This is a genomic window from Pseudomonas asuensis (assembly GCF_014646755.1).
In the GTDB taxonomy this organism is placed as follows: Bacteria; Pseudomonadota; Gammaproteobacteria; order Pseudomonadales; family Pseudomonadaceae; genus Chryseomonas; species Chryseomonas asuensis.
Genome location: NZ_BMNW01000012.1, coordinates 50,056 through 71,031, shown reverse-complemented (window position 1 = coordinate 71,031; position 20,976 = coordinate 50,056). Strand labels below are relative to the sequence as shown.

General features: G+C 52.2%; 19 protein-coding genes. 8 read left to right on the top strand and 11 right to left on the bottom strand.

Features of this window, described 5'->3' with window-relative positions; genetic code table 11:
• The first annotated feature begins 93 nt into the window (after nucleotides 1-93).
• Complete coding sequence (locus tag IEX86_RS20930; protein WP_188868093.1) at nucleotides 94-1,311, top strand: argininosuccinate synthase; 1,218 nt, start codon at nucleotides 94-96, stop codon at nucleotides 1,309-1,311.
• A gap of 72 nt (nucleotides 1,312-1,383) precedes the next feature.
• On the opposite strand, the gene IEX86_RS20925 is transcribed toward IEX86_RS20930, so the two are convergent.
• From IEX86_RS20925 to metG, 7 genes are all read right to left on the bottom strand, one after another.
• Nucleotides 1,384-1,563, bottom strand: a complete 180-nt coding sequence (locus IEX86_RS20925) for a PA3496 family putative envelope integrity protein (protein WP_188868092.1) — start codon at nucleotides 1,561-1,563, stop codon at nucleotides 1,384-1,386.
• 142 nt (nucleotides 1,564-1,705) lie between these two features.
• Nucleotides 1,706-2,344, bottom strand: coding sequence for an endonuclease III (nth, locus tag IEX86_RS20920; protein ID WP_188868091.1), 639 nt, complete (start codon nucleotides 2,342-2,344; stop codon nucleotides 1,706-1,708).
• A gap of 44 nt (nucleotides 2,345-2,388) precedes the next feature.
• Entirely contained in the window at nucleotides 2,389-3,762 is a 1,374-nt protein-coding gene (gene rsxB / locus IEX86_RS20915; RefSeq protein ID WP_188868090.1) for an electron transport complex subunit RsxB, read from the bottom strand.
• A gap of 141 nt (nucleotides 3,763-3,903) precedes the next feature.
• Nucleotides 3,904-4,686, bottom strand: coding sequence for an ABC transporter ATP-binding protein (locus IEX86_RS20910; RefSeq protein ID WP_188868089.1), 783 nt, complete (start codon nucleotides 4,684-4,686; stop codon nucleotides 3,904-3,906).
• The gene (locus tag IEX86_RS20905) at nucleotides 4,686-5,759 is read right to left on the bottom strand and encodes a FecCD family ABC transporter permease (protein WP_188868088.1); all 1,074 of its coding nucleotides are present in this window, start codon (nucleotides 5,757-5,759) and stop codon (nucleotides 4,686-4,688) included. Before IEX86_RS20905 ends, IEX86_RS20910 begins: the two co-directional genes overlap by 1 nt.
• A complete protein-coding gene (locus IEX86_RS20900; protein ID WP_188868087.1) occupies nucleotides 5,756-6,904 on the bottom strand; it encodes an ABC transporter substrate-binding protein in 1,149 nt (382 codons plus the stop codon). Before IEX86_RS20900 ends, IEX86_RS20905 begins: the two co-directional genes overlap by 4 nt.
• Before the next feature lie 132 nt (nucleotides 6,905-7,036).
• The gene (gene metG, locus IEX86_RS20895) at nucleotides 7,037-9,082 is read right to left on the bottom strand and encodes a methionine--tRNA ligase (RefSeq protein WP_188868086.1); all 2,046 of its coding nucleotides are present in this window, start codon (nucleotides 9,080-9,082) and stop codon (nucleotides 7,037-7,039) included.
• Nucleotides 9,083-9,244: 162 nt separating this feature from the next.
• Between metG and apbC the strand changes: the two genes are divergently transcribed.
• The 4 genes from apbC to IEX86_RS20875 all read left to right on the top strand — a co-directional run bounded on the left by apbC (nucleotide 9,245) and on the right by IEX86_RS20875 (nucleotide 13,231).
• Nucleotides 9,245-10,339, top strand: coding sequence for an iron-sulfur cluster carrier protein ApbC (apbC, locus tag IEX86_RS20890; RefSeq protein WP_188868085.1), 1,095 nt, complete (start codon nucleotides 9,245-9,247; stop codon nucleotides 10,337-10,339).
• Nucleotides 10,340-10,463: 124 nt separating this feature from the next.
• The gene (gene dcd, locus IEX86_RS20885) at nucleotides 10,464-11,030 is read left to right on the top strand and encodes a dCTP deaminase (protein WP_188868084.1); all 567 of its coding nucleotides are present in this window, start codon (nucleotides 10,464-10,466) and stop codon (nucleotides 11,028-11,030) included.
• A 365-nt stretch (nucleotides 11,031-11,395) separates the two neighbouring features.
• On the top strand, nucleotides 11,396-12,331 hold the full coding sequence (locus IEX86_RS20880) for a chemotaxis protein CheV (protein WP_188868083.1): 936 nt from the start codon (nucleotides 11,396-11,398) through the stop codon (nucleotides 12,329-12,331).
• 93 nt (nucleotides 12,332-12,424) lie between these two features.
• Nucleotides 12,425-13,231, top strand: coding sequence for an MOSC domain-containing protein (locus tag IEX86_RS20875; RefSeq protein ID WP_188868082.1), 807 nt, complete (start codon nucleotides 12,425-12,427; stop codon nucleotides 13,229-13,231).
• A gap of 44 nt (nucleotides 13,232-13,275) precedes the next feature.
• On the opposite strand, the gene rapA is transcribed toward IEX86_RS20875, so the two are convergent.
• A complete protein-coding gene (gene rapA, locus IEX86_RS20870; protein WP_188868081.1) occupies nucleotides 13,276-16,098 on the bottom strand; it encodes an RNA polymerase-associated protein RapA in 2,823 nt (940 codons plus the stop codon).
• A gap of 115 nt (nucleotides 16,099-16,213) precedes the next feature.
• On the opposite strand from rapA, the gene IEX86_RS20865 reads away from it, so the two are divergent.
• The 3 genes from IEX86_RS20865 to IEX86_RS20855 all read left to right on the top strand — a co-directional run bounded on the left by IEX86_RS20865 (nucleotide 16,214) and on the right by IEX86_RS20855 (nucleotide 17,313).
• Entirely contained in the window at nucleotides 16,214-16,480 is a 267-nt protein-coding gene (locus tag IEX86_RS20865) for an aspartate-semialdehyde dehydrogenase (RefSeq protein WP_188868080.1), read from the top strand.
• 96 nt (nucleotides 16,481-16,576) lie between these two features.
• The gene (locus IEX86_RS20860) at nucleotides 16,577-17,158 is read left to right on the top strand and encodes an alpha-ketoglutarate-dependent dioxygenase AlkB family protein (RefSeq protein WP_188868079.1); all 582 of its coding nucleotides are present in this window, start codon (nucleotides 16,577-16,579) and stop codon (nucleotides 17,156-17,158) included.
• A complete protein-coding gene (locus IEX86_RS20855; protein ID WP_188868078.1) occupies nucleotides 17,155-17,313 on the top strand; it encodes a hypothetical protein in 159 nt (52 codons plus the stop codon). The genes IEX86_RS20860 and IEX86_RS20855 overlap by 4 nt, the downstream gene beginning before the upstream one ends.
• 316 nt (nucleotides 17,314-17,629) lie before the next feature.
• On the opposite strand, the gene IEX86_RS20850 is transcribed toward IEX86_RS20855, so the two are convergent.
• The 3 genes from IEX86_RS20850 to fabA form a co-directional block, all read right to left on the bottom strand.
• A complete protein-coding gene (locus IEX86_RS20850; protein ID WP_188868077.1) occupies nucleotides 17,630-18,862 on the bottom strand; it encodes a sugar MFS transporter in 1,233 nt (410 codons plus the stop codon).
• A gap of 227 nt (nucleotides 18,863-19,089) precedes the next feature.
• Nucleotides 19,090-20,307 carry a beta-ketoacyl-ACP synthase I gene (fabB, locus tag IEX86_RS20845; RefSeq protein WP_188868076.1) on the bottom strand — a complete coding sequence of 406 codons (1,218 nt, stop codon included), beginning with the start codon at nucleotides 20,305-20,307 and terminating at the stop codon, nucleotides 19,090-19,092.
• Between the two features lie 12 nt (nucleotides 20,308-20,319).
• On the bottom strand, nucleotides 20,320-20,835 hold the full coding sequence (gene fabA, locus IEX86_RS20840) for a 3-hydroxyacyl-[acyl-carrier-protein] dehydratase FabA (RefSeq protein ID WP_010797837.1): 516 nt from the start codon (nucleotides 20,833-20,835) through the stop codon (nucleotides 20,320-20,322).
• Between the last annotated feature and the right edge of the window lie 141 nt (nucleotides 20,836-20,976).

Here is a 20,976-nt window from a genome sequence, read left to right as displayed (position 1 = left end):
GCTTGAGCAACTTCTTGTGTCGCGCCCCTGTAAATAGCTATGCTTGGCAAGTAGAATCATCTTCTTTCTAAGCAATGCGTGGGAGCGAGTGGCATGACGGACGTCAAGAAGGTAGTCCTGGCATATTCAGGCGGCCTGGACACTTCGGTGATCCTCAAATGGCTGCAGGACACCTATAACTGTGAAGTCGTAACATTTACAGCAGACCTCGGCCAAGGGGAAGAAGTAGAGCCCGCTCGCGCTAAAGCCAAGGCTTTAGGCGTCAAGGAAGTCTTTATTGAAGACCTGCGTGAAGAATTCGTACGCGATTTCGTTTATCCGATGTTCCGAGCCAATACGGTATACGAAGGCGAATATCTGCTAGGGACCTCAATTGCTCGCCCGCTTATTGCCAAGCGATTGATCGAAATCGCCAACGAAACGGGCGCTGATGCCATCTCCCACGGCGCAACTGGCAAAGGCAACGACCAGGTACGTTTCGAGCTGGGTGCTTATGCGCTTAAGCCTGGCGTAAAGGTCATTGCCCCATGGCGTGAGTGGGATCTCCTGTCCCGCGAAAAGCTCATGGACTATGCTGAAAAGCACAATATTCCGATTGAGCGTCACGGCAAGAAAAAGTCTCCTTACTCCATGGATGCTAACCTTCTGCATATCTCTTATGAGGGCGGTGTGCTGGAAGATACATGGACTGAGCATGAAGAAGACATGTGGCGTTGGACCAAGTCCCCAGAGGCCGCGCCGGACCAGCCAACTTACATCGAATTGACTTACCGTGCCGGCGACATCGTTGCTATCGATGGCAAGGACATGACACCTGCTCTGGTGCTGGCTGAGCTCAATCGTATTGGTGGTGAGAACGGTATCGGCCGCCTGGATATCGTTGAAAACCGCTATGTAGGCATGAAGTCTCGTGGCTGCTACGAGACACCCGGTGGCACCATCATGCTTAAGGCGCACCGTGCTATTGAGTCGATCACTCTGGATCGTGAAGTGGCGCACCTCAAAGATGAACTCATGCCTCGCTATGCGAGCTTGATTTACACGGGGTATTGGTGGAGTCCAGAGCGTCTAATGCTGCAACAGATGATCGATGCCTCCCAGTCCAACGTAAACGGTGTAGTCCGTTTGAAGTTGTACAAAGGCAACGTGATTGTTGTAGGACGCAAATCTGACGATTCGTTGTTTGATGCGAACATTGCCACGTTTGAAGAAGACGGCGGTGCCTACAACCAGGCCGACGCAGCGGGATTCATCAAACTCAACGCATTGCGTATGCGCATCGCTGCCAACAATGGGCGCAAATTGTTCTAAAGAATAGGTTCCAGGCCCAAGCGGCCTTTAGCTCCCAAGCCCAAATAAAAAAGCCCGAAAGGGCTTTTTTATTTACAGGTCGAAGTCGTATTCCGAGATCTGACGCTTCAAGCGGCGTTCTTCAAGCATGTTATCTATCAAGCGGCGCTTGGTCAGGTTAGTTTTGCTGACAGGCACATCAGCAGCCTCAACGTCACCCTCGGTTTCTACGAAGTCATCATCAAGTTCGATATCACTTTTCTCAGTCGCCATGAGAAAACTCCTAGCATGGGGTGGTCAAGGAGCGAGTGCAGCCGGGGAGCTACACGGGCCTTTTGGCGCACCTTATAGCGACAAAGTGATGAGTCGTAAAAAAGATTTTTTTAATCGATTCGCTCGAAAGTTACGGTACTAATCAATTATCCGATGTCTTGGCCTTGTATTCGCACAAGTCTTCGATACGGCAGCTCCCACAGCGTGGTTTTCGCGCCTGGCATACGTAGCGCCCATGCAGAATCAACCAGTGGTGTGCATCTAGCAGATATTCCTTTGGAACCACCTTGAGCAGCTTTTGCTCCACCTCAACCACATTTTTCCCCGGGGCAAGGTTGGTCCGGTTGCTAACGCGAAAAATATGCGTGTCAACGGCCATCGCAAACTGCCGAAACGCTGTATTTAAAATGACGTTTGCAGTTTTACGGCCTACGCCGGGAAGTGCTTCCAGCGCTTCGCGCGTTTGCGGTACTTCGCTGTTATGCTGTTCAATCAGAATACGGCAGGTTTCGATAACGTTTTTGGCTTTTGTGTTATAGAAATTAATTGTATTGATGTATTGGGAAATCCCCTCTACACCTAGGGCATAGATGCTCTCTGGGGTGTTGGCAATTGGGAATAGCTTTGCAGTTGCCTTGTTTACACCTTTATCAGTGGCTTGGGCCGATAACATTACTGCAATCAACAGTTCGAATGGTGTCGTATAAGACAGCTCAGTCTTGGGATCAGGATTGTCTTCGTGGAGACGACGAAAGATTTCCAGACGCTTGGCAGCATTCATTGTGGTAATAGCTCGGCTTTCACGGTGTAAGGGCTAGCGTGTTATCACGAAGCCAAATGGTCTGACAGCTTATCTTCAAGCTCGATCAAGTGATTGCGTGCATCCAATAAGGCAGCGGTGGAAGCACCATTCTCACGCTCAAGGCGTTTTACTTCCGCTTTTGCATAGGCAATTTGCGTCTTGAGAGTTCGTGTTACGAGGTCGACAGGCATTTTTTGCAAGCGAATATGCTCTGGTAAAGGCCTGTCGGAAGTAGCCTCGGCTACATTCAAGGCCTCCTCAGCCTGGCGAAGCGCTTGGCGCAGGCAAGCGAGCTCATCGTGTGTTGCACCATTACGCTCTGCCGATTGCAGGGCAGCGCGTGCGCCTATCAAGTCCAGTTTGGCCTTTTTCAACGCATCTGCAGGTGCTGATGGCTTTTGGTGCTCAAGGCTTATAAGTGTTTTTGCAGCATGGTCTGCTGACTCGCGCAGTGCTTTCAACTGCTCTTGCTGCTCTGGCGTTGGCTCGTGCCCGAATGCCTTTTCGGCCTTGCTCAGTTGAGCACGAGCCATGGCCGCGTTGATTTTTGCGCGCTTTATCGCTGCTGTGGTGTCTGCAAGTTGTTCCGGACTCTGATTTTTCTTAAGCGCCTCGTCTAATGCGCATTGAGTGGCTTGAGCGGCCTGCTTAAGCACTTTAACTTGTTCTTCCAGTTGCGGTGTAGCCCGCTGCGCTAACTGCTTTTCAGTCTTTTTTAGTGCCATTTGGGCTGTAGATGCACTGATCTTAAGCTTTTTGATTATGGCATCATGATCGGTGGAATCGTTTTTCTGCGTTTTAATGCGCGATATCGCTGCTTGAATAGGATCTACTGGCGTCGCGGTTTGAACCGCTTCAGCTGCCTCTCTAGAGCGTATCAAGCGTGCATTCCGCTCAGTCTGCTTACGCTGCTCTTCACGGGAAAGGCGTGTATTACGAGCTTCATAGCGAAGGCGGTAGTGAACAGCATCTTGTCGTTGCTGTTCACGGGAAGGCTGCACAGGTAATGGATTGAGGTCAATGCAGTCAACAGGGCAGGGCGCAATGCACAACTCACAGCCAGTGCATTCAGCGGCTATAACCGTATGCATGAGCTTTGCCGCGCCTACGATCGCATCGACCGGACAGGCCTGTATACACTTGGTGCACCCAATACACTCCGCCTCACGAATAAATGCAACCTGGGCAGGCGTTGGCGGATAGGGTGAATCGAGAGGTACTGATTCAACGCCCAGCAACTCTGCCAGTTCGTGGATGGTTTCATCCCCGCCAGGGGGGCATTTATTAATAGCTTCGCCTGCCGCGATGGACGTGGCATAAGGAAGGCAGCCGGGATGTCCGCATTTACCGCACTGGGTTTGCGGTAGAAGTGCGTCGATTGCATGTATCAGGCTCATGCGCATGTACCTAGTAATGCGCAATCAGCGCCAAAAACAAGTTCAAACATGGTCAGCAGACAAAAGCGGATAGCCAAACGGGGGCTTATTATCCGAGATATGCGCATGAATGAACACCTGCCGCCAGCCGGCGGCAGGTTGCTAGACCAACGATGTGCTGTGAAGACCGTCAATCAGGACTTGCGGGTGACCTTTGGAGCAGCATTCAATCCGGGCACGAACGCCGTAAACCTCTGCTAGGCTGTTTGCATCAATGACCTTCTGTGGCGTGCCATGAGCGGCTAACCGGCCATTCTTGAGCATTACAATATGGTCGGTCTGCCTCAAGGCAATGTTGATATCGTGCAATACGATAAGGGTAACCATATTGCGCTGGCGTGTTTCCTGTGCAATCACGTCCATTACATGGAACTGGAAATTCAAGTCCAAGGCGCTCAGAGGCTCATCAAGCAGGAGCAAGGTAGGTTTACGTATAAGGGCCTGTGCAAGACCTACCAGTTGTTTTTGTCCCCCCGAGAGCTGATCGAGGTAGTGCATACCTAGATGCTCGATTTCGAGACGTCTGAGCAGGGTAAGTGCATCCTCAGTATCCTGGGCATGCGGTTGACCAGAAGCCCGACGTGCTACTAAAAGGGATTCGTATACACGCAGATGGACGCTGGCGGGTAGCGTTTGAGGAAGATAGACAACCTTCTCGGCACGCTTGGCGAAGCTTAGGCTTGTTAGTGCTTCTCCATCCAGCTCGACCGTGCCTTTGGCCGGCGTCAGGCCTGCGATGGCCTTGAGCAGGGTTGATTTCCCACTCCCGTTCGGCCCAAGCAAGGCGGTTACCTTGCCATGGGCGATCCCGTCAAGGGTAAGGTCCTGAATGATTGTTTTCTTCCCATAGCCAACATTCAGGCCCTGTAGGGATAGTGCATGCATTACAGCCCCCCTTTGTTACGCAAGACTACTGTAAGGAAGAAGGGAATACCGACAAGGGCCGTCACGATACCAACCGGGATCAACACGCCTGGTAGCAGGTTCTTGGAAGCCACGGATGCAAGGGAAAGGATCAGTGCACCCGCCAAGGCGCTGGCAGGTAGATAGAATCGGTGATCCTCGCCAAATATCAGGCGAGAGATATGAGGGCCGACCAAGCCAATAAAGCCAATAGTGCCTACAAACGCGACGGCTAAGGCAGTAAGAATACTGACCCTTAGCAATGTACCTAATCTCAAGCGTTTGACGTTGATACCAAAGCTGGCTGCGCGGTCCTCACCTAGTCGCAAGGCTGTGAGCTGCCATGCTCGACGAAAGGATAAAGGCAGTGCAATAGCCAGTGCTAACGCCAGAATGCCGAGCTTAAGCCACGTGGCACGGGCAAGGCTGCCCATGGTCCAGAAGACAAGCCCGGAAAGCGTGTCCTCACTGGCCACAAACTGAACCAGCGATACCAATGCCTGAAAGGTAAAGCCTAAAGCGATTCCAAACAGCACAATGGCACTGGTCGTGGCCTGACGAAGCCGTGCGACCACATCGAGCAGCAGGGTTGCGGCCAGCACAAATATAAAAGCATTGACCGAGATAAGCCATTCGCTAGGTACGCCCGGGATACCCAGGTCGAGTACGATGGCTAGAGCGGCGCCAAATGCAGCAGCGTGTGAAAGCCCAAGAGTAAAAGGGCTGGCCAGAGGGTTATTTAATATTGTCTGCATTTCCGCCCCTGCAAGGCCTAGTGCAGCACCAACACAAACAGCCATGAGCGCTTGTGGCAGACGAATATTCCAGACAATAACCGCCTGGCTGGGGCTTACTGACTCGCGATGAACCAGAGTTTGCCACAGATCGCTTACGCTTAGGCCGGCGGGCCCAAGCGTAAAGTCCAGCAATAGCGAACAGCCAATCGCGATTACAAAGATCGCCAGAATAAGGAGTCGCTTACTCAGGAGCGAGTGATAATCGTGATAGAGAGAGGCATCCAGGGCCGGATGCTCAATCGGTTGCTTGGCGTTCATGGAGTACTCTTGGCTTGCGTCCAATAGGCGCCACGGATATCAACCGGAAGGAATTGCTTGTTCAGCTCGTCCAGTGTTTGCTTAGGGTCGACATCCTTGAACGCTTCTGGATAGAACCACTTGGCGAAGGCCTCAATGGCCAGAATGTTATAAGGCGAATTATAGAAATTATGCCAGATACCATAGGTGCGGCCTTCATGCACAGCCTTGAGTGGTGCTATTTCCTGACGCTTAAGCAACCCTTGCAGGCTGGCTGACGAAGCGGCATCGGTAACACCGGCCCCTGATTTGAGGCCATTAGTGGTGGCAGTCATATCGGCTGTACCACTTGCGATATAGATATCAGGGTTAACGCTTAGAAGCGTTTCGGCATTGATGTCGCCAATCACGCCTGGCAGTAGGGGCGCTGCCAGATTATTACCTCCAGCCGCTTCGATAAATTCGCCAAAATTACCTTTGCCAGCCGTATGGCAGCAGGCTGCACCGGGCCAAATGCCTGCTAGCATCTCAATGAACACGTTAGGGCGCTTATCGTTGGGGATAGTAGATACAGTCTTCTGGATTCTATCCAGATGCTGCTGATAGAAGGCAATGTAATCTTCGGCTTGTTTCTCCCGATGCACAGCCTTGCCTAGCACGCGCATGCTAGGAATAGTGTTTTGCATGGGGTGCTGGCGGAAGTCAATGAAAACAACCGGAACACCCGCAGCATGAAGCTGCTCTACCAACTCATTCTTAACACCTGGACCATGACCTGCAATACCAAAGATCGCGATATCGGGTCTTAAGGAGATCGCTTTTTCGCCGCTGACACTGGCTTCAGAGGTTTTGCCAATGGTCGGGATCTTGTCAATCTGAGGATATTTAGCCTTATAGGCTGCATAACCCTGCTTATCCACGGTGGTGAGTTCGCCTTGCCAACCTACAATACGGTCGAGTGGCTTGTCGCCTTCAAGTAGAGCCAGAGCATAAAGCATTCGACCTTCACCCAAGAGGATACGGTCTACGTTGGCAGGAATTTCTACTTGGCGGCCCGCGATATCAGTGATCGTTTCGGCATGAGCGCCGCTTGACATGATCGCAGCCAACGAGAGGCTCGATAGGAGGCCAAGCCAGCGCTTGGTAGACAACATAGAATTAAACATTACTCGTCCTGCAAATGAGATGCTTTATTATTAGGCGACTAATGCTCCTTCTTTTTCAAGTCTCTTCTTAATATTTAGCTGTTATTACCCAACGACTTACAAGAAAACGGCCGCATATAGCGGCCGTTTTGATTACTTCACTCGCTGCCCTGGCAAGGCACCCGCGTCCGGGCTCAAAAGGAAAATATCCTTTCCGCCGGGACCCGCCGCCAACACCATGCCTTCGGAGATACCAAAGCGCATCTTGCGTGGCGCAAGGTTAGCGACGTATAGCGTTAAGCGACCTTCAAGCGTGGCCGGGTCATAGGCGCTTTTGATGCCTGAAAACACATTACGCAGTTCGTCGCCAATATCGAGCGTAAGTTGCAAAAGCTTGTCTGCACCGGCTACAGCTTCCGCTTTGACGATACGAGCCACTCGTAGATCTACAGCGGAAAAGGCATCGAAATCGATGGCTCCTGCAATAGGTTCTTTGGTCAGTTCACCATTATTGGATGCCTGAGGCGCGGTGCTATTAGCAGCCAGATCTTCTTTTGATGCTTCGATCATGTCGGTCACTTTTGCAGATTCGATCCGTGTCATGAGTGGAGTAAACGGGTTGAGCTGATGATTAGTCAGTGCCACTGGGAGATCATCCCAGCACAGCGGAGCAACATTCAGGAACGTCTCGGCTGCCTGGGCCAGCTTGGGAAGTACGGGCTTCAGGAAAATGACCAGCTGACGGAACAGGTTGATACCCAGCGCGCAGATTGCCTGGACTTCATCCTGCTTACCTTCCTGTTTGGCCAGCGCCCAGGGCGCCTTTTCAGCAATCCAGGCGTTGGCCTGGTCGGCCAAGGCCATGATCTCACGCATGGCTCGCCCAAACTCACGGCCTTCGTAGGCTTCGGCAATGCTGGGAGCAGCAGCCTGAAAGGCTTGCCAAAGCTCAGGTGCAGGGTTGGCATCAATCAAAAGACCGTTATTGCCCTTGTGAATGAAGCCGGCACAGCGACTGGCAATATTGACAACCTTGCCCACTAGGTCAGAGTTGACCTTCTGGACGAAGTCTTCGAGGTTCAGATCAAGGTCGTCCACGCCACGACCTAACTTAGCTGCGTAGTAGTAGCGCAGGTACTCAGGCGACAGATGCTCAAGGTAGGTGCGCGCTTTAACGAAAGTACCACGCGACTTGGACATCTTTTGGCCGTTGACTGTAACGTACCCGTGGACGTTGACAGCGGTAGGCTTTCGGTAGCCTGCGCCTTCCAGCATGGCAGGCCAGAACAAGGCATGGAAGTTGACGATGTCCTTGCCGATAAAGTGATAGAGCTCGGCAGTTGAATCCTTGCCCCAGAACGCATCGAACTCAAGCCCCAATTCTGGGTGATGGGTAATCAGATTCTGGAAACTGGCCATATAGCCAATCGGCGCGTCTAGCCAGACGTAAAAATACTTGCCAGGGGCATCAGGGATTTCGAATCCGAAATAGGGTGCATCACGGCTGATATCCCACTCCTGCAAACCGGAATCGAGCCATTCAGCTATTTTGTTCGCTACTGATTCCTGCAAGGCACCGCTACGCGTCCAGCTTTTAAGCATGGCGTCGAAGTCAGGCAGTTTGAAGAAAAAGTGTTGAGATTCCTTGAGGACAGGCGTGGCGCCAGAGATTGCTGATTTAGGATTGATCAGATCCGTGGGCTCGTACGTGGCGCCGCACTTCTCGCAGTTATCACCATACTGATCCTCAGTGCCGCATTTAGGGCAGGTGCCCTTGATGAAGCGATCTGCCAGGAACATATTCTTGTCAGGGTCGAAGTACTGGGTTACCGCGCGCGTAGCAATGTGGCCGGCGTCGCGCAGTTTCAGGTAAATCTGGCTTGCCAGCGCACGGTTTTCTTCTGAGTGGGTCGAGTAATAATTATCGAAATCCACAAAGAAGTCGGCGAAATCCGCCATGTGCTCGGTGCGTACGCCGTCGATCAGCTGTTGAGGTGTAACGCCCTCACGCTCAGCACGCAACATAATGGCGGAGCCATGGGCATCATCCGCGCAAACGTAGATGCACTGGTTACCACGCAGTTTTTGAAAGCGCACCCAGATATCGGTCTGGATGTATTCCAGCATATGGCCAAGGTGAATCGAACCGTTGGCATAGGGGAGGGCGCTAGTGACAAGAATCTTCCGGGGCTCGGACATAGGGCTCGACTGTCAATTAAGGCTAAAAATAATTGAACACTATAAAGGCCGAACCGTTTTTTTTCACGCTTGGTCCAATGTCTGAGTATTCGGGTAGGTTTTATCCTGTCTGACCGGTAGCATAGTGACTACGATTACACCGTACCTTTGTTTGGAGCTGTTATGAGCGCACTTACCCGCGAAGTGGTAGAAACCACTCTGCGCCAATACACCGACCCCTATCTCAACCAGGATCTGGTCAGCGCAGGCTGCCTGCGTGACGTCACCCTCAACGGTGGACATGTTGCCGTTAATATTGAGCTGGGCTATGCGGCAGCGCTGTTCAAAAACGGCATGGCACAGGTGCTCAAGAATTCCCTGGAAAATCTGCAAGGCGTTACTCAGGCAGATGTGCAGATTCACTGTGTCATCAAGCCCCACGCCGCTCAGCCTCAGGTTGAGGCAATGACGAATGTAAAAAACATCGTTGCAGTTGCATCTGGTAAAGGTGGTGTCGGTAAATCCACGACAGCAGCAAACCTTGCGCTGGCCTTGGCTCGCGAAGGTGCCCGTGTTGGCATTCTGGATGCTGATATCTACGGCCCTAGTCAGGGCATTATGTTTGGGCTACCTGAGGGTACACGCCCTAAGATTCAGGATGAGAAGTGGTTCATACCCCTGGTATCACACGGGGTTGAAGTCATGTCTATGGCTTTCCTGACCGATGAGCGTACACCTGTGGTCTGGCGTGGCCCGATGGTGTCAGGCGCCTTGCTGCAACTGATCACTCAAACCGCCTGGAACAACCTGGACTATCTTGTTATCGACATGCCGCCAGGTACTGGTGATATCCAGCTTACGCTGGCGCAAAAGGTCCCGGTGGCAGGTTCCGTCATTGTGACGACTCCTCAGGATCTAGCCCTTTTGGATGCTAAAAAGGGCGTGGAAATGTTCCGTAAGGTCAACATCCCTGTGCTGGGTGTGGTCGAGAACATGGCCGTGCACATCTGCTCCAACTGCGGCCATGCCGAGCACTTGTTTGGCGAGGGTGGCGGTAACAAGCTAGCGACCCAGTATGGCGTTGATCTGCTAGCCTCGTTGCCGCTGTCGATGACTATTCGTGAGCAGGCAGACCAAGGCCGTCCTACGGTCATCGCAGACCCGGACAGCCAGATTGCCATGATCTATCAGGACATGGCGCGTCACGTTGGCGCACGTATTGCCCAAGGCGGGAAGAAGGCTGCAATCATGCCTACTATTACGGTTTCGGACGACTGATACCCTAATAGGCGAGGGGCTGAATACCGTTAGCCCTTCGCTTTCTCATTGTTTAGGTCTTTGATGCGCGCCGCCGTACCGGTAAGATGCGCGGTCATGTTTTTACCCCTGACAGGACAGTGCCATGAGCATCAAAGCAGATAAGTGGATTCGCCGCATGGCCCAAGAACACGGCATGATCGAGCCGTTCGTTGAGCGGCAGATGCGTGGTGAAGGAGCAGACCGGTTAATCTCTTTCGGCGTGTCCAGCTACGGCTACGATGTGCGCTGTGCTGATGAATTCAAAGTGTTCACCAATATTCATTCGGCAACAGTCGACCCCAAGAACTTCGATGAGAAGAGTTTCGTTGATATCAAAGGCGACGTCTGCATCATTCCCCCGAACTCTTTCGCACTGGCGCGTACAGTTGAATACTTCCGTATTCCACGGAATGTTCTGACTATCTGTCTAGGCAAAAGTACTTATGCGCGCTGCGGTATTATTGTTAACGTCACACCGCTTGAGCCAGAGTGGGAAGGGCATGTGACGTTGGAATTTTCCAACACTACAACTCTGCCCGCCAAAATCTACGCCAATGAAGGCGTGGCCCAAATGCTGTTTCTAGAGTCTGATGAACCGTGCGAAGTGTCGTATAAGGACCGTGGTGGGAAATATCAAGGCCAACGCGGTGTGACGCTGCCTAAAGCCTGATCGAGTCGATATTGGTGTGCGAAAAAAGCCGGGCGTGTCCCGGCTTTTTCATGTCTGCTGTAGCTCTTAGGTTGGTCGGTCCAGATCTCGGCCAACTTGAGGTATCAAATACATATCCAGGCTTTACTTTTTGGTCTTCAAAAGGCTTGCCTAACAGAGGAGTCAGGGTTTTATTCTATTGAGAAGGCAGCTGATTAGGCCTGTTAATAGTAAATGCTGTTCAAGCGAGCCCTTTACAGGCCGATAAGCTTAAACCTGTCGCACCATTTGTCGTGGCCGAGCGGGTGGGCTTTTCCGGGGTTTCGCTTCAAGGTCTTTGCAAGATGGCCGATACCTAGGAAACGCTATTCTTAGGAGAATTTAGCATGGCCAGCATTCTTGACTCGGTCGACCAGCGCACGCAGCTGGTGGGCGAGAACCGTCTGGAAATTCTGATGTTTCGTCTGTCCAGCCGGCAGATGTTTGCCATCAACGTATTTAAGGTGCAGGAAGTACTGCATCTGCCCAAGCTGACCTTGATGCCCAAGCGTAATCCGGTTGTTTGTGGTGTTATTCATCTGCGCGGACAGACACTACCGGTTATCGACTTGGCATGCGCCATTGGGATGAAGCCGATTGTGCCTGATCAGAACAGCACGATTATCGTGACGGAGTATAACCGTACTGTTCAGGCATTCCTTGTGGGCGGCGTAGATCGCATTATCAACCTCAATTGGGACAGCATTCAGCCGCCTCCTGGCGGGGCTGGTCGTCAGCATTACCTGACCGCCATTACCAAGTTTGAAGACAAACTGATAGAAGTCATCGACGTGGAAAAGGTACTGGCTGAAATTGTACCTTACAGCGTCAGGGTCTCCCGTGAGCGTCTGGATGACTCATTACTGAGCAAGGCCAAGGCGCGCGAAATCATGCTGGTGGACGACTCCAGTACCGCGCTTAATCAGATGCGCGAGACGTTAACGCAGCTCGGTTTGACGTTCCATATCGCTACAGATGGTCTTAAGGCGTTGCAAAAGCTTAAGCAGTGGACCCAAGAGGGTGTCGATGTTTCTCAAAAACTGCTAATGCTTATTACTGATGCAGAAATGCCGGAAATGGATGGTTATCGTCTGACGACTGAAATTCGCCAGGACCCTCAGCTTAGTAGCCTTTACGTTGTGCTTCATACATCCTTGTCAGGTAGCTTCAATGAAGCGATGGTCAAGAAGGTAGGCTGCAATGCGTTTCTGTCCAAGTTTCAACCTGACTTGTTGGTTGAGGCCGTACGGACTCGGCTGAGCTTGTTAGAAAAGGACGCGTAAGGTCTGTGTGACGACTTTATAGTCGTCAAGCCTGCACATTAACGCGGATCTTTTCTAGACTCACGGCTTCTTTGGTCGACAGGAAGCCGTGCCATGCTCCATCTCAGCGGACTTTATCGCTACCCCGTCAAATCCACCGCGCCTGAGCCTCTTGAGCGTGCCTTTATTGATCGCCTGGGTGTAGCGGGTGACCGACGCTGGATGGTGGTTGATGCTTCGACAGGGCGTTTCCTGACTCAGCGGTTGTTGCCTACCATGGGGCAAATTGTTGCCCGTTGGGCAAGTGACACCTGTCTCTTGCTCAATGCGCCTGGAATGCCGGAACTTCAGGTTTCCGTTCCTCCTGCTAATGAGGCCTTGCAAGGTGTTACGCTCTGGCGAGATACGTTTCAAGTGCCAGATGCAGGAGAAAAGGCAAATACGTGGCTAAGTACCTTCCTGGCCAGACCCTGCCGTCTGGTCTATATGCCTGAAAGCCGTGCACGCCAGGTAGACACTGCTTATGCCAAGCCAGGCGATCACGTTAACTTCGCAGATGGGTTTCCGTTACTCCTGATTGGCCAGGCTTCTCTGGATGACTTGGCTCGGCGTGTAGGAATGCCTCTAGATATGAGGCGTTTCAGACCAAACCTGGTTGTCAACGGTAGTGAGGCGTATGCAGAGGACCATTGGAGGCACATACGGATCGGTGAGGTTGAGTTCCAAGTTGTGAAACCTTGCTCACGCTGCGTGCTGATTACGGTAGATCCGGTTACCAGCGTGCGCAGCCAGGACCGCGAGCCTTTAGCGACACTAAAAACCTACAGAGAGCATGAGGGCGCCGTTTACTTTGGCCAGAACCTTATTCAGCTCAGCCCGGGTACAGTGAGTGTCGGTATGCCGATTGAGCTATTGGCTTAATGCAGCAGAAACGAAAAGGCCCTTCCTGAGAAGGGCCTTTTACATTAGCCGGCTACCAGAACCCGTATGGCTTCGAGGCGAAGCGATGCTTTGTCCAGGTGGTTGATTCCGTCTTCACGCTGTTGGCGCAAGGTATCAATTTCCGTATCCCGAACACTTGGATTGACTGCCTGCAAGGCTGTCAAACGAGCCAGCTCTTCGTCCATGTTGGCGATAAAGCGCTGACGTGCCTGCTCGACACGCTCATTATGGCGAGGCAATACTTTGCCTTCTCCGGCAGCAACCACCTTGCTAAGAGCGTCGCGCTGAGCCTGAACAAACTTGTTTGCACTACCGCGCGGCACACTTTCCAATTGATCATTGAGTGTCTCGAACGATACACGCGCTGCCAGATCATTACCGTTTGCATCCAGCAGGCAGCGAATGGCAACAGGAGGCAAAAAGCGAGTCAGCTGGAGTGAGCGGGGCGCTACGGCTTCGCTGACATAAAGCAGCTCAAGCAGCACAGTGCCGGGCTTGAGTGCCTTGTTTTTGATCAACGCTACTGCCGTATTGCCCATCGAGCCGGAAAGCACGAGATCCATGCCACCCTGTACCATCGGATGTTCCCAAGTAAGGAACTGCATGTCCTCTCGGGCTAATGCCAAGTCACGATCATATGTGATCGTCACACCCTCATCGTTACCCAGAGGGAAGCCTGCATCGAGCATTTTCTCGCTGGGCTTGAGGATGAGTGCATTGTCAGAATGGTCTTCGCTGTCAACGCCAAAGGCATCAAGCAGCTTTTCCATATAGATTGGCAAGGCAAACTGGTCATCCTGCTCCAGAATCGCTTCCTGAAGCTCCTCACCTTCACCAGATCCGCTGGAGTTGAGTTCAAGCAGGCGGTCACGACCAGTGTGCAGTTCTGCTTCAAGCGTTTCGCGGGTACGGCGACCCTCTTCCAGCAGGGCTTGCCAGCTTTCTTCATCGCCTCCTGGAAGTAGCGTACTGAGCTGCTCGCCAAAGCGCTGCTCCAGCGTGTTACCTGTAGGGCACGTTGAGAGGAATGCATTAAGTGCCTGGTGATACCACTGGAACTTGCGTTCCTGGGCGCTGGCTTCCAGATAGGGAACATGCAATTGAATAGTGTGGCGCTGACCAATGCGGTCAAGGCGGCCAATCCGTTGCTCAAGCAGGTCAGGGTGTCCAGGCAGATCGAACAGCACCAAGTGGTGAGCAAACTGGAAGTTACGGCCCTCGCTACCAATTTCAGAGCAAATCAATACCTGTGCGCCGAACTCTTCATCAGCAAAGTAGGCTGCGGCCCGATCGCGCTCAAGGATGCTCATCCGCTCATGGAAAACTGTTGCCGGAATACCCGAACGTAGACGTAAGGCGTCTTCCAGATCCAGTGCAGTTTCCGCGTGTGCACAAATAACCAGAACCTTGAATTTCTTCAGACTTTTCAGGGTTTCGATCAACCATTCCACACGCGGGTCATGACGCCACCAGCGATCGTTATCATCCTCTGGAACATAAAGCGTTTCAGGGTACAGTGAGTCTCCGACATCCAGGTATTGATCTGGAAAGGGCAAAGCTGACGCATGAAGATTTCGCTCTGGAAAACCTTGCACTGCTGCGCGGGTATTACGGAAAAGAACACGGCCTGTACCATGGCGGTCCAGTAGCTCACGAATAAGACGTGAGCGAGCTTCCTCATCCCCGGCTGCGGCGGACGTCAACAATGTATCGCCTTCTGCTCCCAGGAAGCCGTGGATAGCAGTACGTGACGCATCGCTCAAGGTGCCATGATCAAGCAGCTCCTGAACAGCCTCAGCCACTGGGCGATAATTAGCGCTTTCACTGCGAAAAGCTTCAAGGTCATGGAACCGGTTAGGGTCCAGCAGGCGTAGACGGGCAAAATGGCTGTCCTGTCCAAGCTGCTCAGGCGTTGCTGTGAGGAGTAACACGCCAGGTATGACCTCAGCCAGTTGCTCCACAAGCGCATATTCGGGGCTCACATGCTCTGGATGCCAAACCAGATGATGAGCCTCATCGACAACCAGAAGATCCCATCCTGCCGCGAATGCAGCATCTTGGGCGCGCTCATCGCGCCTTAGCCAGTCCAGCGAGACCAGTGCAATCTGGCTATCTTCGAACGGATTAGTCGCATCGCTGGCGCGGAAGCGTTCTGCATCAAACAGGGCGACTTCCAGGTTAAAGCGGCGCCGCATTTCCACGAGCCATTGGTGTTGAAGGTTTTCAGGCACCAAAATCAGTATGCGACGTGCGCGACCATTCAGCAGCTGACGATGGATAATGAGGCCTGCCTCGATTGTCTTGCCAAGTCCCACTTCGTCGGCCAGCAGGACGCGTGGGGCAATACGGTCGGCTACACTACGGGCAATATGCAGCTGATGCGGAATAGGTTGCGCACGCGCGCCAGCCAGCCCCCACAGCGAGGATTGCAGGAGACGACTGCTGTGGGCTAGCGTGTTATAGCGCAGGCTAAACCAGGAAAGGGGATCGATCTGCCCGGCAAACAGGCGATCACTCGCCAACCGGAATTGGATGAAGTTGGACAATTCCGCTTCGGTCAGGGTGTGAGGCTCATTCTTGGCATTTAAGCCATGATATGTAAGCAGTCCTTCGTTCTCTTCTACTTCCCGGACTGTAAGCTTCCAGCCCTCGAAGTGAGTGATTTCGTCGCCTGGTGCGAAGCGTACGCGGGTTAGGGGTGCATTGCGTTGAGCATACTGGCGTGTTTCTCCGGTGGCCGGATACAGTACGGTCAGAAGGCGTCCATCCTGTGCCAGGATGGTCCCGAGCCCCAGCTCGGCTTCACTGTCACTGATCCAACGTTGCCCTGGTTGATACTGCGCCATGTAATAGCTTCTCCCGCCCATTCAAAAAGCCGGTTATGTTAACGAATGCGCCCGCTGAGGCCAAAGCCTAATGGCATAAAAACTTTCAATAGGTATCTCGTGAGAGGATAAGTCGATGTTACCCCCGATTCCACAAGCCTTGATTCCGGTTACCACACAGCATGATTCAGTAAAGCCTCGACCAGACATCGCTCCGGTAACGGCTGTTGCTCATTCAAAGGAAGCAGGCTTTCAGTCAGTACTGGATGAGCAGAAACTGGAGCAGGAGAGTGAAAAGCGCCGTAAGCGCAGGCGTGCACTGCAGGTTTCGTTGCCAGATGAGCGTGCCGAAGCATTGATGGAACCTTCCGAAAAAGGGCAGTGTGTCGATATCAAAGTTTAGGTGCCGGTTAGGTTCTATCAAGCTATATATGCTGGTTTGTAACCGCTTGGCTAAGATCGTGCTGAAAACACAACGATTAGTGATCCAAGGGGCGCCATGATCCAGGTTGATTTGCCCGATGCCGATATATTGTTTTATGAGCATTGGGTTGCTTCTGGAGAAGCCAATGACTGGCTGATAGAGTTGATCAGGCAAACACCCTGGGAGCAACCGCAGGTACGTGTATACGGCAAAAGCTATTCAACGCCTCGGCTGGTAGCTTGGTATAGTGACCCTGGAATCGATTATGAGTATTCCAGCCTTGCACATCCTTCATTACCCTGGACAGCTCTTCTTGATGAGATCCGTGGTCGAGTAAGTCAGTTTTGTGAGCACCCGTTTAATGGTGTCTTGATTAACTACTATCGTAACGGCCAGGATGCCATGGGATGGCACAGTGATAATGAAGCTGTTCTAGGCAAAAATCCCACCATTGCTTCATTGAGTTTGGGGGTGGCGCGGCGTTTTGATCTACGTCGACGTGGCGCACAACGTATCGAGCATTCCATTGAGCTTACACATGGTTCGCTTTTAATCATGCGAGGAGCTACACAGCATTATTGGCAGCATCAAGTTGCCCGAACAATGCGATCAATATCTCCTCGACTCAATCTTACTTTTCGTTGGATACGAACGTGAGCGATAACAACCTGATTGATTTTACTTCTGAACGCAGCAAGCGCATCCATGACTTGAATGAAAAACGACTGAATGAAATGCGTCAGGCATTCGAACAGGCGCTGCCATTAACGAAAACAAAAAAGAAAGGCAAGTCAAAGCCTAAGAAGCGTTGAGTGTCAAATTACTTACCTGCCCAACTATTGACTGAGGTCAATAACCCCAAGCTGGCTCTGGTTTAACGTATATCCATTGCTTCGCTGCAGAGATCATCACCATGTTTATTGATGATGTTGTCACAACAGGTGTTGGCGCTTTGATCTCAGTATTATTGTTTGTTGCAGTTGTAGGTTTTATCGTTTGGAAGGATATGCATAAGCCCTGACCTTCCAGATAAAGGGCACGCAAGGCACTTGGGCGACTTCGGTCGCCTTTTTTTTGCTCTTTTTTAAGGCAAAAAAAAGGCTGGCTAAAGAGCCAGCCTTTTTAGGCTTAGTGAGCGGTTACAGGCTTGGTGCGATAGCCTTTCAAGCCGTAGAACAGAATATAGACGTAGCCTACCATCGGGACGAAGAACGACATCAGAAGACCGAGAGAGTCAGCAAACATAGCCTGAATAAACGGAATCAGTGCACCGCCAACAATGCCCATGCACAGGAGGCCAGAGCCTTTGCCGGTGAACTTGCCTAGGCCATCCAGAGCCAGGGAGAAAATAGTCGGGAACATGATGGAGTTAAACAGGCCCATGCATAGCAAGGCCCACATTGCCACCTTGCCGCTTACTGCCATGGCAATTGCCAGCAACACAACGTTTGCAATGCTATTGAAGGCGAGTACGTAGTTGGGTCTCACACGGGCCATGACCACGCCACCAATAAAGCGGCCAACCATTGCGCCACCCCAGTACAGCGCCAAGTAACGACCAGCAACATCGCTTGACAGGCCTGCAACGTCAGGGCTCTCCATTAGGCTGATGAGGTAGGTGCCGATGGATACTTCGGAGCCTACATACATGAAGATACCAACAACCCCTAGAAGAAGATGCTTATATTGCCAGACGCTTTTGGCTTCTTGCTTCGGAGTGGTGTTCTGAGGTTGAACTTCATCGTTGCCGCCCTTGATCTGGGGTAGCTTGATGAAGCTGATGATCACGGCAATTGCTAGAAGCATACCGGCCAGGATGACATAAGGCATCTGTACCGAGGACGCATCCGTACTGTGCTCAACCAGCGCCAGAATGGTCACGGCGCCAATCAGCGGGCCTACTGTAGTGCCCAGGGAGTTGAAAGCTTGAGTAAGCGTCAAACGGCTTGCGGCGGTTTCAGGCTTGCCTAGCACGGTAACGTAGGGGTTAGCGGCTACCTGCAATATGGTAATGCCGCCAGCCAGCACAAACAGGGCTAGCAGGAAGAAGGCGTAAGAGTGTGCGCCGGCTGCTGGATAAAAGAGCAAGCAGCCGACAGCGGCTGCGCACAAGCCAAAAATAATTCCCTTCTTGTAGCCAAGCCCCTCAACCAGGCGACCCGCTGGAAACGAGACGATGAAGTATGCGGTAAAGAAACAGAACTGAATCATCGAGGCTTGAACATAGCTCAGCGTGAATACAGCCTTGAGGTGAGGAACCAGAATATCGTTCAGTGAGGTAATCAATCCCCACATGAAGAACAGTACGGTAAGTACCGACAGAGGGCCTCTATAATTTGGAACTTCGTTGGAATTATTCATCTTCTCTCCAAAAGGGTAGGCGACTCAAATAAACGCCCGTTTAAAGCTCGCATATGATTGATCCAAGCCGTTTCGGTTCAATCAGCGCGAAATAATAATTATGAAACGCGCAGAAATCGATTCAGCCATAGGCTAAATTTTTAAAAAATTCGTCTAAGGTCATGTTTTAGCTGTAAAAAAGCCCGCACATTGTGCGGGCTTTTTTAGACGCTATAGCACTTGCCTAATCAACTGTTCCAACGCTTGAGGATCAGCGTAGCGTTGGTGCCGCCAAAACCAAAGCTGTTACTCATGACGACGTCCAGCTTGGCATTCTCGCGAGTTTCGCGAAGAACTGGCAGATCTGCTACTTGAGGGTCGAGCTCATCAATGTTGGCGGAGCCAGCAATGAAGTTACCTTCCATCATCAACATGCAGTAGATAGCTTCATGGACACCGGCAGCACCCAGTGAGTGACCCGAAAGGCTTTTGGTAGAACTAATAGCAGGAGCCTTGTCGCCAAAGACTTCACGTACCGCTTTGATCTCGGCAACGTCGCCCACTGGAGTAGAGGTGCCATGAGTATTCAGGTAGTCGATCGGTGCATCTACTGTAGACATCGCCTGGCGCATGCAGCGTGCAGCGCCTTCGCCACTTGGGGCGACCATGTCATAACCGTCAGATGTTGCACCGTATCCTACGATTTCTGCATAGATTTTGGCGCCGCGTGCAAGGGCGTGCTCCAGCTCTTCAACCACAACCATGCCGCCACCGCCCGCGATGACGAAGCCGTCACGGTTGGCGTCGTACGCACGAGAAGCCTTTTCAGGCGTTTCGTTGTACTGGCTGGAAAGGGCGCCCATGGCATCAAACAGGAAGGACTGAGACCAGTGTTCCTCTTCACCGCCGCCAGCAAATACGACGTCCTGTTTGCCAAGCTGAATCTGCTCCATGGCCAGGCCAATACAGTGAGCACTGGTGGCGCAGGCAGACGCTACGGAGTAGTTCAGGCCCTTGATCTTGAATGGAGTTGCAAGACAGGCGGAAACCGTACTGCTCATGGTGCGGGTTACCCGATAAGGGCCAACGCGCTTTACACCTTTTTCACGCAGGATATCCAACGCTTCCATCTGGTTGAACGTGGAAGCGCCCCCAGAGCCGGCAATTAGGCCGGTGCGTGGATTTGAAACCTGCTCTTCGGTCAAGCCTGAGTCTTTAACAGCCTGTTCCATAGCCAAATAGGCATAGGCAGCTGCATCACCTACGAAGCGCTTGACCTTGCGGTCGATCAGCTCTTCTAGGTTCAGGTCGACGGACCCGGACACTTGGCTGCGAAGCCCCATTTCGGCATATTCCGGATTGAAACGAATGCCGGGACGACCTGCGCGCAGGTTGGCGGAAACGGTGTCTTTGTCATTGCCGAGGCAGGAAACGATGCCCAAGCCGGTGATCACGACGCGACGCATGCGGAAAGACCCTTAGAAACTTTCTGTTGAAGTGAATAGGCCGACACGAAGACCTTCGGCCGAGTAAATTTCGCGACCATCAACGCTGACCGTACCATCTGCGATGGCAAGGATCAGCGAACGTGTGATGGTACGCTTGATATGTATGTTGTAGGTCACTTTCTTGGCTGTGGGCAGGACTTGGCCAAAAAACTTGACTTCTCCCGAGCCCAGCGCTCGGCCGCGGCCGGGGTTACCCTGCCAGCCAAGGTAGAAGCCTACCAGTTGCCACATGGCATCCAAACCCAGGCAGCCCGGCATTACCGGGTCACCTTCGAAATGGCATTTAAAGAACCAGAGGTCTGGATTGATATCCAGCTCGGCGACCAGTTCACCCTTACCGTACTTGCCGCCTACATCGCTGATATGAGTAATACGGTCAATCATCAGCATGTTTGGGGCGGGCAGTTGCGCATTACCCGGACCGAATAGCTCGCCACGGCTGCAGCGCAGCAAGTCTTCGTGGGTGAAGGCGTGTTGTTTGGTCATGCAAGCTCCTGTAGCTGGCCTGGTGATCAATGTCGGCGATTATAATGTCGCTCTCGCTATTAGACAGCCACCACATAGACAGCCAAGCCATTTTGAAAGTCACAGCGAGGCGGTAAAACCTCGCGAAAGACGAATTGTGCA